Origin of the sequence: Kitasatospora sp. NPDC048296 (assembly GCF_043201815.1) — a bacterium.
Taxonomy (GTDB): Bacteria; Actinomycetota; Actinomycetes; order Streptomycetales; family Streptomycetaceae; genus Kitasatospora.
Genome location: NZ_JBICZB010000126.1, coordinates 1 through 13,268, shown reverse-complemented (window position 1 = coordinate 13,268; position 13,268 = coordinate 1). Strand labels below are relative to the sequence as shown.

The 13,268-nt window shown below is 70.4% G+C and carries 12 protein-coding genes and 3 pseudogenes; 5 read left to right on the top strand and 10 right to left on the bottom strand.

Annotated features, from left to right (window positions below):
• Positions 1-154 precede the first annotated feature (154 nt).
• Both ACGF12_RS37105 and ACGF12_RS37100 read left to right on the top strand, forming a co-directional pair.
• A complete protein-coding gene (locus tag ACGF12_RS37105; protein ID WP_393040577.1) occupies positions 155-1,399 on the top strand; it encodes a globin domain-containing protein in 1,245 nt (414 codons plus the stop codon).
• Positions 1,400-1,572: 173 nt separating this feature from the next.
• Positions 1,573-2,544, top strand: a complete 972-nt coding sequence (locus tag ACGF12_RS37100; RefSeq protein ID WP_393040574.1) for an NAD(P)-dependent oxidoreductase — start codon at positions 1,573-1,575, stop codon at positions 2,542-2,544.
• Between the two features lie 145 nt (positions 2,545-2,689).
• Here ACGF12_RS37100 and ACGF12_RS37095 read toward each other — a convergent pair whose 3' ends face one another.
• The 6 genes and pseudogenes from ACGF12_RS37095 to ACGF12_RS37070 form a co-directional block, all read right to left on the bottom strand.
• On the bottom strand, positions 2,690-3,256 hold the full coding sequence (locus tag ACGF12_RS37095) for a hypothetical protein (RefSeq protein ID WP_393040571.1): 567 nt from the start codon (positions 3,254-3,256) through the stop codon (positions 2,690-2,692).
• Positions 3,253-4,653 (bottom strand): hypothetical protein, encoded by a 1,401-nt coding sequence (locus ACGF12_RS37090; RefSeq protein ID WP_393040568.1) that lies wholly within the window; start codon positions 4,651-4,653, stop codon positions 3,253-3,255. The genes ACGF12_RS37095 and ACGF12_RS37090 overlap by 4 nt, the downstream gene beginning before the upstream one ends.
• Positions 4,650-5,459 carry an ABC transporter ATP-binding protein gene (locus tag ACGF12_RS37085; protein WP_393040565.1) on the bottom strand — a complete coding sequence of 270 codons (810 nt, stop codon included), beginning with the start codon at positions 5,457-5,459 and terminating at the stop codon, positions 4,650-4,652. Before ACGF12_RS37085 ends, ACGF12_RS37090 begins: the two co-directional genes overlap by 4 nt.
• Positions 5,460-5,491: 32 nt before the next feature.
• Positions 5,492-6,319: a zf-HC2 domain-containing protein gene (locus ACGF12_RS37080; protein ID WP_393040563.1), complete on the bottom strand. Its 828-nt coding sequence runs from the start codon at positions 6,317-6,319 to the stop codon at positions 5,492-5,494.
• Positions 6,316-6,876, bottom strand: coding sequence for an RNA polymerase sigma factor (locus ACGF12_RS37075; protein ID WP_393040560.1), 561 nt, complete (start codon positions 6,874-6,876; stop codon positions 6,316-6,318). The genes ACGF12_RS37080 and ACGF12_RS37075 overlap by 4 nt, the downstream gene beginning before the upstream one ends.
• A 395-nt stretch (positions 6,877-7,271) precedes the next feature.
• Positions 7,272-7,385: pseudogene (locus tag ACGF12_RS37070) on the bottom strand (family 1 glycosylhydrolase); the annotation flags it as partial.
• Positions 7,386-7,560: 175 nt separating this feature from the next.
• Here ACGF12_RS37070 and ACGF12_RS37065 point away from each other — a divergent pair.
• Positions 7,561-7,797 (top strand): annotated as a pseudogene (locus ACGF12_RS37065) (response regulator transcription factor); the annotation flags it as partial.
• 204 nt (positions 7,798-8,001) lie between these two features.
• Positions 8,002-8,643 (top strand): DUF4232 domain-containing protein, encoded by a 642-nt coding sequence (locus ACGF12_RS37060; protein WP_393040557.1) that lies wholly within the window; start codon positions 8,002-8,004, stop codon positions 8,641-8,643.
• 244 nt (positions 8,644-8,887) lie between these two features.
• On the opposite strand, the gene ACGF12_RS37055 is transcribed toward ACGF12_RS37060, so the two are convergent.
• The 4 genes and pseudogenes from ACGF12_RS37055 to ACGF12_RS37040 all read right to left on the bottom strand — a co-directional run.
• Entirely contained in the window at positions 8,888-9,127 is a 240-nt protein-coding gene (locus tag ACGF12_RS37055; RefSeq protein WP_393040554.1) for a DUF2398 family protein, read from the bottom strand.
• 522 nt (positions 9,128-9,649) lie between these two features.
• Positions 9,650-10,783 carry an SPFH domain-containing protein gene (locus ACGF12_RS37050; protein ID WP_393040580.1) on the bottom strand — a complete coding sequence of 378 codons (1,134 nt, stop codon included), beginning with the start codon at positions 10,781-10,783 and terminating at the stop codon, positions 9,650-9,652.
• Between the two features lie 13 nt (positions 10,784-10,796).
• Positions 10,797-11,051 carry a hypothetical protein gene (locus ACGF12_RS37045; protein WP_393040551.1) on the bottom strand — a complete coding sequence of 85 codons (255 nt, stop codon included), beginning with the start codon at positions 11,049-11,051 and terminating at the stop codon, positions 10,797-10,799.
• A 299-nt stretch (positions 11,052-11,350) separates the two neighbouring features.
• Positions 11,351-11,467, bottom strand: a pseudogene (locus ACGF12_RS37040) (family 1 glycosylhydrolase); the annotation flags it as partial.
• Between the two features lie 492 nt (positions 11,468-11,959).
• Between ACGF12_RS37040 and ACGF12_RS37035 the strand changes: the two are divergent.
• Positions 11,960-12,850, top strand: coding sequence for a hypothetical protein (locus ACGF12_RS37035; RefSeq protein WP_393040548.1), 891 nt, complete (start codon positions 11,960-11,962; stop codon positions 12,848-12,850).
• The last annotated feature ends 418 nt before the right edge of the window (positions 12,851-13,268 follow it).

The window sequence follows — 13,268 nt, the reverse complement described above, 5'->3', positions numbered from 1 at the left end:
CGATCTCGGGCCTCAACACCTCAAGATCTGCACGGGGGACGGCGTGTGCCGCGTCAGGCGCTCTGAACCCACCCACGGATGGAGCAGAAGAGCCCTTTTTGGCCCACTGCAGACAGTTATCGGCGCGAAGAACTGGAATTGGAGAGTTACCCGCGTGAATCCTCGCGCCGCCCGCTCGGCCGACACCGATGCCCCGCTGTCCGCACACGACATCGCCCTGCTCCGGGCGAGCCGAGCCGCCGTCGAGCCGCATGCCGCGGACCTCCCGGTCCACTTCTACGCGACCCTGTTCCACCGCTACCCCCAGGTCCGCGAGTTGTTCCCGCCGCACATGGAGATCCAGCACGACAAACTGCTGCGCGCCCTGCTGCTCATCGTCGACCTGGTGGACGATTCCGAGTACCTGGTCCGCTTCTGCACCGAACTGGGCCGCGACCACCGCAAGTTCGGCGCTCTTAGCGGGCACTACGCGGCGGTCGGCGAGTGCCTGCTCGCCACACTGGAGCACTTCGCAGGCCCCGCCTGGACCACGGACGTCGCTGCGGCCTGGACACGCGCCTACACCGCGGTCGCACAGGCCATGGACGAGGCGGCCCAGGCCGACGCCGCCGAGCGGCCGGCCGTCTGGGACGCCCGGATCGTGGACCACCGCAGGCACGGCCCCGACCTCGCGGAGGTCACCGTCCGGACCGACCAGCCGTACCCATTCACCGGTGGGCAGTTCGTCAGCATGGCAACCCCGTGGTGGCCGAAGAGCTGGCGCCACTACTCCCCCTCCAACGCCCCCCGGCCGGACAGGACCATCACGTTCCACATCCGCGCCGTTCCCGGCGGCCCTGTCAGCAGCGCCCTGGTACACCGCGCGGTGGTCGGCGACGTGCTCCGGCTCGGCCGACCCCTCGGTGACATGATCCTCGATCCGGCCTCCAGCCGCGACGTCGTGTGCGTCGCCGGCGGTACCGGGCTCGCGCCGATCCGCGCGCTGGTCGAGCAGGCCCTCCTGGACGGCGTCCGGCGACGGATGGACATCTTCGTCGGTGCGCGCGGCACGAGCGAGCCACACGGACTCGACGACATCCGCCGGCTCTCACAACACCACCACTGGCTCACCGTACGGGCCACGGGCCACCGTCTACGACGCACACACCCCCGGCGCCGGCCCCGGCCTGCCCGAGGCGCTGACGGCAGCCGGCCCCTGGCTGGAGCACGACGCCTACGTCAGCGGCCCCGCGCCCATGATCTACAGCGCTGCCCGGGCGCTGTACCACGCCGGAGTGCCACTCGATCGCATCCACCACGACCCGTTCGTGCGCCTCGACTTCACCTCCTGAGCGCAGACAGCCGTCCGGGCACCGAAGTCTCGGACGGCCCGGCGCCCTTCGGGTCCGTCAGGCGCTGACGGCCCTTCTCCAGGAATGCCACGCCTCACCGGCGGATCAGTCGAGCACAACGGTTCAACCCAGTTGGCGCGGTTGCTCCTTGGCGATTCGGCCACCCTGACCCGGGCGCATCAGACATGATGCGGAGCCGTGGGGAGAAGCCGCTCGGTATGGACGAGCCGACCTCCACGCCATGTTGACGAAACGTCGTCGATCACGGAGGGGAGACCGCATCATGGATCGGACCCGGCGCAGCCGCCTCGGCTGGCTCGGTACGGGGCGGATGGGCGTTTCGATGGCCGAACGCCTGCTCGACGCCGGAGAAGAGCTCACCGTATGGAACCGGACGAAGGAGAAGACCAGGCCACTGGCGGACCGGGGCTCCGGCGTCGCGGACACCATCGGCGAGTTGGCCGAACAGTGCGACATCGTCTTCGTCGTGGTCACCGCTTCGGCCGACCTGCTGGAAGTGGTCACCGGACCAGGCGGGCTGCTGCGGGGCGGCGCCGGCCGACCGGCCGTGATCGTCGACTTCTCGACGGTTTCAGCCGAGGCGTCCGCCCAGGCCGCGGCGGCGGCGGCCGACGCCGGTGTGCAGTTCCTCGCCTCCCCGATCAGCGGCAACCCGAACATGGTGGCCGAAGGCACCGCCGCGATCGTCGCTTCGGGCCCCACCGAGACCTTCGAGCAGGTCCGCCCCTACCTCGACCGCATCGCCCCCACCGTGACGTACGCCGGACCGGGCCAGACCAGTCTCCTGGTCAAGCTGTGCCACAACCTGCTGCTCGGCATGATCACCCAGTCGCTGGTCGAGGTGACGACGCTCGCCGAGAAGGGCGGGGTGGACCGCGCCGACTTCCTCGCCTTCATCAACGGCTCGGTGCTCGGCTCGACCCTGACCCGGCACAAGGGCCGGGCGCTGGTGGAACACGACTACAGCCCGACCGTCACCACGACCATGCTGCGCAAGGACTACGACCTGGGGCTCGGAGCCGCCCGCGCCCTCGAAGTCCCGATGCCCGTCGCCGCGATGGTCCACCAGCTGATCCAGACCGCCATCGGCCTGGGCTACGCCGAGGCCGACTACCTCTCGCTCTTCGAGGTCGCCGCACGCGCAGCGGGCCTGGGGCGCAAGGACGAGGGCGCCACGGAGAAGGACGCCTGACCGGCGCACCGAAGCACCAGCCGTCGCCGCCACCGCCCTCACTCGCCTGCCTCGCGGCTCCTCCCCCGGAGCCGCGAGGCGGGCCGTCGCGGGGGACACGCTGTCGTCGTATCCCGCCGAGTCCAGCGGCCAGGGGGCGTGCCCGTTACCGTCTTGGTCCTGCTACGGCGTACACCACGGTGCCGGTCACCAACAGGGCCCACGCGGTCCCGGTGGACGCCGCCGTGCCGGGGGGAAAGATCATCCAGTTGACCACCTGTCCCGCGGTGCCGCGCGGAGTCGGGACGAGGAGGGCGACCGCGAGCCAGCCGGTCGGCAGGGTCCAGGCGAACTGTGCCCCGTACAGCGCCGCCCCGAGCGCGGCCAGGCCGACCAGGCCCGCGCTGTCCCGGACGACGACCTCGGTGGGGGCGAGCCTCGCTCCCGCCCCCTGGACCGTCAGCAGCGCCGCACCGGCGAACGCGCCGATCAGCAGCACGTGCGCCGCCCGGCGGGGCAGCCACCGGATCGCGGCCGTCCTCTCCAGCACGACGTCCGGCCCGCCGAGCCCGACGGACGCGGCCGCCACGTTCGCGGCGAGGACCAGGACCGCCATCGCCAGGTCCTCCGGGCCCGGATCACTGAGGGCCCACAGCGCCAGCGTGACGAGCGCGACCGCCGCGGCCGAGGTGGGCACCTGCCGTGAACGGGCGTACAGGATCAGCCACCTCATCGCGACGCCTCCCCCACCAGCACCGGAAGGAGGTTGTGCCCCGTGCAGGAGAGGGCGGCGGCGCGCAGTTCGGCGATCCGCGAGCGCTGCTCGGCCGGCGGCAGCGCCGTCAGCGTCTGCCAGGCGGCGTCGGCGTCCGCCCAGGACTTCGGCGAGTACGCCTCGCTGCCCCTCTCGTCCAGCGGATGGAGCCGGGAATCACGCATGGCCCAGCTCGCGGCGACGCTCTGGGCGACGACGTCACGACGCCCCCCGCCCTCCCGGTCGTTGTTCCCGTAGCAGTTCGGTGCCAGACCCTTGGCGATCAGCGCACGGGTCAGGTCCTCACCCGTCGCATCGGCGAGCAGCCGTTCGTCGAAGTCGACCAGCACCACGTCGCCGGAGAGTTCGCGCGTGTCGCCGAGCTCGCGCAGCGTGGTGTCCTCCCGCACCGAGGTCGGCGCCTTGTCGCCCAGGACGTCGTGCAGCACGCTCAGCGCCTCCTTGACGCGCAGCGCGAGCTCGGGCAGGCGTGAGCGGTTCGCCTGCGTCACGCACACCGGTCCGTCGCAGACCAGGGCGGCGGCGGCCTCGTCGACCACGTAGGTGTCGCGCGGAGCGGCCGGGAGCACCAGCAGGGCCAGGGCCGCGCCCGCCAGGACGGGGATCACCGCGAGCAGCCGGGCCCGGCGGGTCACGGCCGACAGCAGTGCGAAGCCGGTGGCGAGCAGGCCGAGCAGCCAGAGCGTCTGACCGAGGTGCACGGAGCCGGACAGGGTCAGCAGCATCTGCCGCGGCTCCGCGATCGCCGGGGACAGCTGGGCGAGCCGGTTCGACGCGGTACTCGACGGCAGTGCCCCGTCACTGTTCTTGTTCAGGAGGAGGCCCGTCAGCAGGAGGACGAGCACCACCAGGGCCGGCGGGGTGAGCACGGAGGGCAGGGTCCGCGCGACGCCCATGCCGAACACGGCCCCCGCGACGAGGGCCAGCGCCGCCACGAGCGAGATCGGCAGCCAACCGAGGGGCGTGTAGGTGGTCCGGCCGAGGGCCACCTGGGCTCCACCCACGAGGACCAGGAGGCCGAAGCCCGACGCCAGCGCGAGCGCCATCGCACCGGCCGGCAGCGCCGCGCGGCGCCAGGCCGGCAGCGGCGTGGTCGTCAGCAGTTCGGCCATCCGCGAGCGGGAGTCGCGCAGCCCGTACACCGCTCCCAGGCCCACCACGAGCGGCCACCAGAAGGCCAGCAGGTACCTGGTCCACATGGCCATCGAGGTCCACTGGGCCGTCCACCCCGCGTTGCCCCTCCACCAGATCCCGTCGATCAGGCAGAAGACCACCAGGCTGCCGCCCAGGACGACGACGCCGGGCCACGGGGCGACGGAGCGCTTCAGTTCGGTGCGCAGGAGACGTCCGTTCACCAGGTGCCCCCCTGCTGCCCGGAGGTGCGCAGCAGCGCCGAGTAGCCGCGCTCCAGGGGGCTGTCGCCCGGGAACTCGGCGCTGCCCGCCGCGGCCAGGTCGTCCGGCGTGCCCTGGAAGACGAGGCGGCCGTCGGCGAAGAGCACCACGTCGGAGCAGGCGGCCGCGACGTCCTCGACCAGGTGGGTGGAGACGACCACGCAGGTGTCGCGGCCCAGTTCCTGCAGCAGCTCGCGGAAGCGCAGCCGCTGTGCCGGGTCCAGGCCGGCCGTCGGCTCGTCCAGCAGCAGCACCGCGGGGTCGTTGACGATGGCCTGGGCGATGCCGGCGCGCCGCACCATGCCGCCGGACAGGGTCTTCATCCGATGGTCGGCGCGGTCCGCCAGGCCCACCCGTTCCACGGCCCGCTGGACGGCCGCGGGGACGGCCGCCTTCGGAACCTCTTTCAACCAGGCCATGTACTCGACGAACTCACGCACCGTGAAGCGCTTGTAGTAGCCGAAATCCTGCGGCAGGTAGCCGATCCGGCGACGCAGCGCCCGGTGGTCACCCATCGCGCCCATGGAGGTGCCGAGCAGCTCCAGTTCGCCCTCGGCGGGGCGCAGCACGGTGGCCAGCGCCCGGATCAGGGTGGTCTTTCCCGCTCCGTTGGGCCCCAGGAGGCCGTGGGCGCCGATGCCCAGGGAGAGGTCGAGCCCGTCGACGGCCATCTTCTTCCGTCCGACACGTACTCTCAGGCCGCTGGCCCGGATCTCCCAGGCGTAGGTCTTCGGCGCGGTGTCGGCCGCGCTCGTCACAGGTGTCATGCGGTGGTCCCTTTCGAGGGTCGACGATGGTTTCACAGCGTTGAGTACGCGTTTCTGCGGGCGATCACGGCGCCGATCCCGAGCGCGAGGAGCAGCCCCCACACGGGCAGCCGGTCCGGCTGGAGCACGAGCCGCAGGGCAAGGGGGGTACGGCCGGTGGCCCACGCGGGTACCACGACGACGACGCCCCACGCGATCAGCAGCCCGACGGCGGCGCGGGTCACACCGACCACGCTGCCCAGCGCCAGGGCGGTGGAGGTGAAGGCCAGGGAGGGCAGCAGCCACTGCGCGGCCGTCATGGTTCCGGTCAGCCATCCCCCCACCAGGAGCCCTGGCAGGACCACCACGAGGACCGCTGTGGTGCGTCTGAGGAGCAGGGGCAGGCCGGCTCGGGCGGTCGAAGCCGTCAGTTCGTGTGCCGGGTCCAGGCCGCGCGACCACGATGCGGCGACACCGCACAGCGGCAGCACGGGCGCGATCGGCAACACCGGAGAGGCGCCGCCGAAGAACGTCGGCGACGCGACCGCGTCCAGCAGCAGCGCCATCAGGGTGACGACGACGGTCATGGCCAGCCACGGGGCCATGGCCGGCGTCAGCCAGGCCGAGACCCACCTCGGGCGGTGTCGCCGCGAGGGCGCCCTGACGGCAGCGTCCAGCTGCGGTTCCAGACCGGCCCGGACGGTGTCGAGGACCGCGGTGATGTCGGGCGCCTCGGTGGCCACGGAGACAGCCAGGTGGCTCCGGCACGGAGCGCACGTCTCCAGATGAGCCTCCAACGCCCATACCGTGTCCGCGGCCATCGCCGCGTCACCACGTGCGTAGTCGTCGATCAACCGCCTCGACGCGTGTTCCCCGCTCATGCCAGCGCCTCCCGCATCGCGATCCGGGCCCGGCGGGCGCGGGTCTTGACCGTGCCTTCGGGCAGTCGGAGCAGGACGGCGGTCTCCCGGACGGAGAGCCCGTCGAGCACCGTGGCCTGCAGTACCTCTCGGAGTTCCGGCGCCAGTCGCCGCAGGGCGTCGCCGACGTCGCCGCCGACGGTCCCGGCGAGTGCCTCGTCCTCCGCCGCGGGCACCACCGTCCGCTCGGCGGCGGCGACCGGCGGTTCGGCGTGGTGGGCTCGGCGCCGGAACGCGTCGACGAGGCGGCGCGCCGCGATCGTCCACAGCCACCCGACGGCCGTCCCGCCGACCGCACTCCCTGCGAACGCGCCGGCCGCGCGCCACACCGCCAGATAGGTCTCCTGCATGACCTCGGCGACGATCTGCTCGTCCGCGCAGCGGCGGCGCAACCGCACCGCCAGCCACGGCGACGTGCGCCGGTACAACTCGTCGAACGCCCCGCGGTCACCTCTGGCCACCAGCCGGACGAGGCGTTCCTCGTCCAGCTCGTCCAGTGCTCTCCTGCGTGATCTCACGCCAGCCAGACGCCCGGCACGGCGCGCAGGTTCTACATCTGCCGTGACCTGCGTCACAGTTCGGAATTCCGGCCGCCAGCTCCGATCCGGTTCGGTTGCCGGCGAGTCCGATCCGGCCGAATCAGCCGGAACTTCGCGCCCTCCAGGTCGTTCAGGCTCAGCCCGGCCACCCGCCCGCGGGGCCGCCGCCGCCACGGAGAGCCCGCTCAAGCCGTCCGGTCTCACCAGCAGCTGAACCACTGGTAAAGGCTGCCCAACCGCTCGAACCACCCTGCCATTACCGCTCCTCGCGCGGTGTTCTGCCACGAGACGTGCTTCTCGAATGCTCCGCCGGACCTGGATCGAGCCGACGGGTGCCGCCCCATCGCCGGGCCCAACCACCTCTCACGCCAGACCCTGTGGGCGGCAATCAGGTCGCGATACCAGGCGCACGACGCCTTTGGCGTGCGGCGCCGGGTTTCGAATTCGACGTGGACGAGGCCGAACCTTTGATGGAACCCTTCCGCCCACCGAACAGGCTGTCATTGCAGACCATCCTTGACTGTGAGTAACCAGCTGCCGCAAGTCCGCTATGTGGCAATGAAGTTGCCACATACAGCCAGCCTGCTCCCCGGACGCTTCCGATGGGCGGAGATCAGGCGGCGGGCCACCTCGGTCCGGCGCGGATCGATGACGATCAGGGAGCAGCCCGCCCCGGTCGCCCTGACCGCCCGCGAGGTCGACGTGCTGCGCGCCGTCGCCGACGGGCTGTCCAACGTGGAGATCGGCCGCCGGCTTGTCATCGCGGAGGCCACGGTCAAGACCCACCTCCTGCGGATCTTCGCCAAGCTCGACGTGGCCGACCGCACCCAGGCAGTGGTCACGGCCCTCGAACGCGGGCTGCTCGGCGAGCGCTGGTCTCCGACGTTCCTCAGCCGTTGAAGTGATGGATGACATGCGAAGGGAAGGCCGGGTGGTACCCGATGGTGCCGGTGGTCCCGCCGGTGGGACTCGGCACTGCCGCTCAACCGGGACACCAGGATCCGCAGCGTGTAACAGCCCTGTACCAGTGTCTGGTTGGGCGGAACGCATCGAGCAGTCCGATGGTCCTGCTCAGCAGAATCGCCCAACAGTGAGGAAGAGACGATGCGCGTTCGCCAGGTCACCTTCGCGGCCCTCGCCGTTGCCGCGGGCCTCGCACTCACGGCCTGTCAGAACGACGACGCGGACCAGGCCAAGCCCGCCCCCACGCAGACCGCCTCCACCGTGCCCGCCGCCTCGCCCACCGCCGTGACCCCCACCACCAGGACCACCCCCACGGGCAAGAGCAAGCCCACCTCATCCCCCTCCCCCACCGTCGGCAGGTCCGGCAGCAAGTGCGGGACCGACGATCTGACGATCACCGCCGTGGACCGCACCATCGACGGCGACAAGGACCGCACCGTCGTGGTCGAGCTGAAGAACCACAGCGGCCACGACTGCGAGATCTCCGGCTACGCGAGCGTCGACCTGAACACCACCGCGGGCCCGCTGACCGCGGATCAGTCCGGCGAGCCCGTCGTCCCGGGCGTCGTCAAGAGCGGGAAGTCCACGTTCTTCGGCATCACCTACCCGAACAACACCTCGGGTGGCTCCGGCGTGCGCATCACCCGACTGGTCATCTCTCCGCCCGGCGACCCGAAGTCGGTGTCCCTCCCTTGGCCGGGCGCCGCCAGCCTGCCCGTCTCGGACAAGCCCGGCTCCCCGGTGAAGATCGGCCCGATGGGCAGCGCCGGCCAGGGTGGCTGAGCCGCCCCCGGCAGCGCGATCAGCCGCGACGCGGTCCGGAAGCACCTCCAGTGCCTTGGACTTGCCGCTGCCGTTCTGCCCCCTCAGGAGCAGTCGGCCCTCGTGGAAGGCGAAGGTCTCGTCGTAGTAGCGCCAGACGTTGAGGATGCCGGCTCCGGAGGGCTGCCATCGCACTGCTGTGGTCACCGTCGGGAACGCGGAGCGCTACGGGAGCTGTGTCACGGTCATCGGAGGTCTTCCCTGGTCAGATTGCGGGACCGTCGGTCACGGTGGTCCGGTACCGGAACTCCGCAGGCCGGGGAACCGTGCGGTCGCCGATCCGACGGGCCAGGCCGAAGTCGCCGAGGACTCGAACGGCATCGGCCGCGAGGCGCTGGGCGCCGTCCTCCGACTGGTAGCTCTTCGCCCACCCGGAGCCGCTGATGGCTGCTCTGCACGACCTCGCGCAGGAACCCGACCAGCGCAGCGGTCTGGCCGATGGCATCCGGATCGCTCGCATGTCGTCGTGGAGCGCTCACCATTCTCCCCTCGGTCGGTGACGAACGTTCCAGGACGGGGGCGGACGCCGCGGTTGGAAGGGAGTCACGGCAAGGTGACCGAATACACACTCGGCAATGACCGGCACACAGCAAGTGACGACCTCCTCCGCAGCTCCAGCGCCGCTCGACATCGAACCGAGTTCCGTTCCATCGAACTGGGGGCCGACAGCTGCGGACGTCCGCCCCCAGCTCGCGGGAGCAGGACTTGCCCACCTCGAAGCGGCACAGCTCGTGGCGGAGAAGAACACGGAGACACAATGTCCTCGCCTGACCCCCGCGGCCCGTCGAGCACCCTTCCGCCGTATTCACTTACCGAGGCTGGACCCGACCGATCACATGCCGGCAAGAACCCCGCATCGACCGGTAGACCGTGCTCGTGGCGGCATCGGGGAGAAAGCCGGATCGGGAGTCCTTCCGACGAGACGCCGGCAGGACTCCCGATCCTGGGAGCTGCCGGAAGCCACTGCCTACTGTCCTGGTTCGAGGCCGGCCCGCTCGCCGTTCTGGTCAGCGTGGCCCTGCTGCGTGCCCAGGCCCCGGCGGACCGAGTCCAGGATCGTCAGGCCCTGGCTGACCAGGCCCGCTGCGATCTCGCCCAAGCCGTCGGTGCCGTTGAGCACGTTCACGTTGGCACCCGCGAGCCCGCCCGCCGCCTCCTTGACGATCTGCGGCAACTGGTCGATCAGCATCCGGTCCAGTGCCACCCGGCCGTGCGAGGCCGCCGCCTCGGCCTGGATCTTCATCCGCTCCGCCTCGGCCAGCGCCACGACCCGGATCCGCTCGGCCTCCGCCTCAGCCGGCTTCACGATCTCCGCAACCAGCTGCTGCTGGCGCAGTTCTGCCGCACGCTGGGCCAGCTCAGTCTGCGCCGCCAGCACCTCTTGCTGCGCGTGCGCCTGCGCCAGCGGGCCAGCCTGGGCGGCCTGAGCCTGGGCCTGGTCCACCTCGGCGCTGTACTGCGCTTTCACCACCGCCGTCTGCCGGGCGTACTCGGCCTGCTGCCGGGCGGACTGTTGCTCCGCCTCCGCCGCGGCCTGGGCGGCCTGCGCCTGGGCGATCTGGGCCTGCCGCTGGATGGCCGCCCGGTGCGGGGCTGACATCGCAACGATGTAACCGGTGTCTCCGTCGTCGATCGACTGGATCTGAAGCGAGTCCACGATCAGCCCGATCTTCGCCATCTCGGCCTTCGAAGTGTCCAGGACCTCAGTGGCGAGCTTCTGCCGCTCGGTGACGATCTCCTCGACCGTCATCGAGCCGATGATGGCGCGCAGGTGCCCGGCAAAGATCCGGCCGGTCAGCACGGACATCTGCTCCTGGTCGGACAGGAAGCGCTGGCCAGCATTGACGATGCTCTCGCTGTCGTTGCCGACCTTGAACGCGATCACCGCCCGTACCGTCAGCGCGATGCCCTGCTTGGTGACGCAGGTCTCGGCGACCTCTGCCTCACACATCGCCAGAGTCAGGAAGCGGACCTTGCGGAACACTGGCAGCACGAACGTGCCATGCCCGGTCACCACACGGAACGGCGCACCCGCGAGGCCGCGCTTTCCGCCTGAGATCAGCATCGCCTGGTCGGGGGCGGGAACGCGATATCCGAACATCCTGGTCGTCTCCTCAGCGAATGCCGCCGGCACGGTCGGCCCACGGGTCGTCGGTCGGGTCGGTCCACTCGATGACGTCTACCTGGCGTAGACCACGCGATTCGACCACCAGGACGGGCGTCCCCTTCGGCAGCGGCTCCTCCGACCACGCGAGGAAGGACTCCGAACCGCCCCTGATCTTCACCAGGGCCTCACCAGGACCGGCGGATCCCCGGGTACCGATCACCAACACCCCCGGGCACCCGATCACGGCCTGGTCCGACACCATCGGCGACCCCTCTCTCGTCGAACGTCGCGCGACCACCCTGGCAGCAGCTCGCGGCGGCGGTGCACAGGCGCACAACCGGCTTACCGCATCGAGGCACCGCTGCTTCCAGGGTGTCACGTGGCACTCGCGCTGTCGAAGGATGCGCAGGAATGCGTTTGGCCGCGCCGGGAAGTCCGCGGCACACGCATCGATACTGACCTGGCATCAGGTCAGGCCGCTACGGTGAGTCCTTCCACTTGGTCTGCCTTCTGCGCCGTGCCCGTTCCTGGAGCCCCCCACCCGCTGCGGTTTGAGGTCAACTACCTGGAACGATAGGTGCGGTGTGCGGCTATCAGGTCGCGGTACCAGTCGTAGGAGGCCTTCGGGGTGCGGAGCCAGGTCTCGAAGTCGACGTGGACAAACCCGATTCGCTGGCTCATGCGCCGCGTCACCTTGGGCGGCGGCCGCCGCCTCGGAGTGCGCGAACCAGGTCAGCCAGCGCCTTGATGATCGGGGCGCGGTCCCGGGCGGGGGTGCCGCGCAGGGCGACGACCGTGACACGGCGGCGGCCACGGTGGCAATCAGCAGGCAGGCGACGGGCGTCGCAGCGGCCAGGGTGAGCGGGTTCATTGTGGATGGCTCCCTTCCTCGGACGAACTTGCGGACCCATGTCAGCCGGGTGGCCACGCTCGGCGGTACGGATATCGGACTGGTCGGACCCGGTGGGCTCCTGGCAGGTGCTTCGGCAGCGTTGCGCCAGGTCAGCACACGGGCAACCAGCATTCGGGCGAGCGTCCGATCGGATCCGTCGGATGCGACGATCAGAGCTCCGCGTCAGGTCCGCGCGGCTGGGGCGCTTTCCGCGCTGGACGGACACCAGGAGGAGGCTGCGGTCCTGCTCCGCATATTCGCGGAACACCCTGCGGCCCATGGGCCGCCTGCTGTTGAAGCGGCGACCTTCCTCAGCCGCCTCGATCGAACGACATCGGGACCACGGCGCCCGGCTGTTGGGCGAGTTCGCCCGTGACACGTCCATCGACGGAACCACTCGTGTCCAGGCTGCCGAGGCACTGGCCGGGTTGGACGTCCACCAGACAACCGGAGCGGAACTGCTACTGCACTTCGTCAGGGAAGGCTTCGGCGGCGACATGAACGATGCCCTGAACGACACCGATGACCGAGCGCGTTCGGCCTCCCCGAACGCCCCCGAAGCCAACATGCAGCTGATGGCCGTCGGTGTGCTGGCAGGCATCGAGGAATACCGGAGCAAGGCCGTGGCTCTGCTCACCGAGTTCGCCCGCTGCGCCACCTTGACCGGGATGAGCGCGGGGGTCCGAATCGAGGCGGCGGAGACCCTCTTGGCGGTCGAGGGGCACCGCGCGGTCCACGTACGATCACCTCCCACGGGATCGCCTGCGTCATGGAAAGCCCGCTCAATCAATTACCCGGCCGAAGCCGACGACCTCTCGTCGCCGCGCTGCTCACACCTTCTCAACGGCGAAGGTCCGGCCAGTGTGGCGTTCGGCGAAGTACGCGTCGTTGGCTGCCCTGACCGCGCAGTCCGTGGCGTACCCCCTCACTGTGCCGTCCAGACTGGACGCCCGGTACCGGGCGCCGGGCCGGCAAGGAAGGGAGGGCTCAACTCCGGGGCGCGCGTCGACGTTATGGTGTCGGCAGTGCTGGAGGGACGGCTGCGGCTGGGCGGGCGGAGATGCGGGTCTCGAAGCAGACTTCCGCTGTACTGCTGCTGTCGGGGTCGCACCGGCGAAGAGATGCGCACAATCCCATCCAGAGGCGGTGAGGGCACGGGCGACGGCTGACGAGTTCTTCCCGGACTCCCAGGCTCGGAAGGTGGCGGCCGTGACACCCAGCACTCGGGCTATCTCGGTGGAGGGTATGCCCGCACGTTTCCTGTACGAGCAGAAGACGACACCAGCCGCCTCCATTCGGAGTCGTCCGATCACCGCAGACTCACGCCTTCCGAAGAGGACACGCTCGAGTACCTCAGCGGCGTTTCTGCGAAGTGCTCCCCCCTGATCGACGCCCTTCTTCCATTCCCGGTAGCGGCGGCTCAGACCAAGGCTGTCGATGCCCACGAGGTCAGCCCACTCCAGGATCGGCTCAGCGATGTCCCGGGCGGTTCCTAGTGCCGCATCAAGCAACGTTCGCCCTGTTGTGACATCCCGTCCGGTTGTCGTGCCGGACGGGATGTGCCGCCAGAATGATCACGTGGCTGAG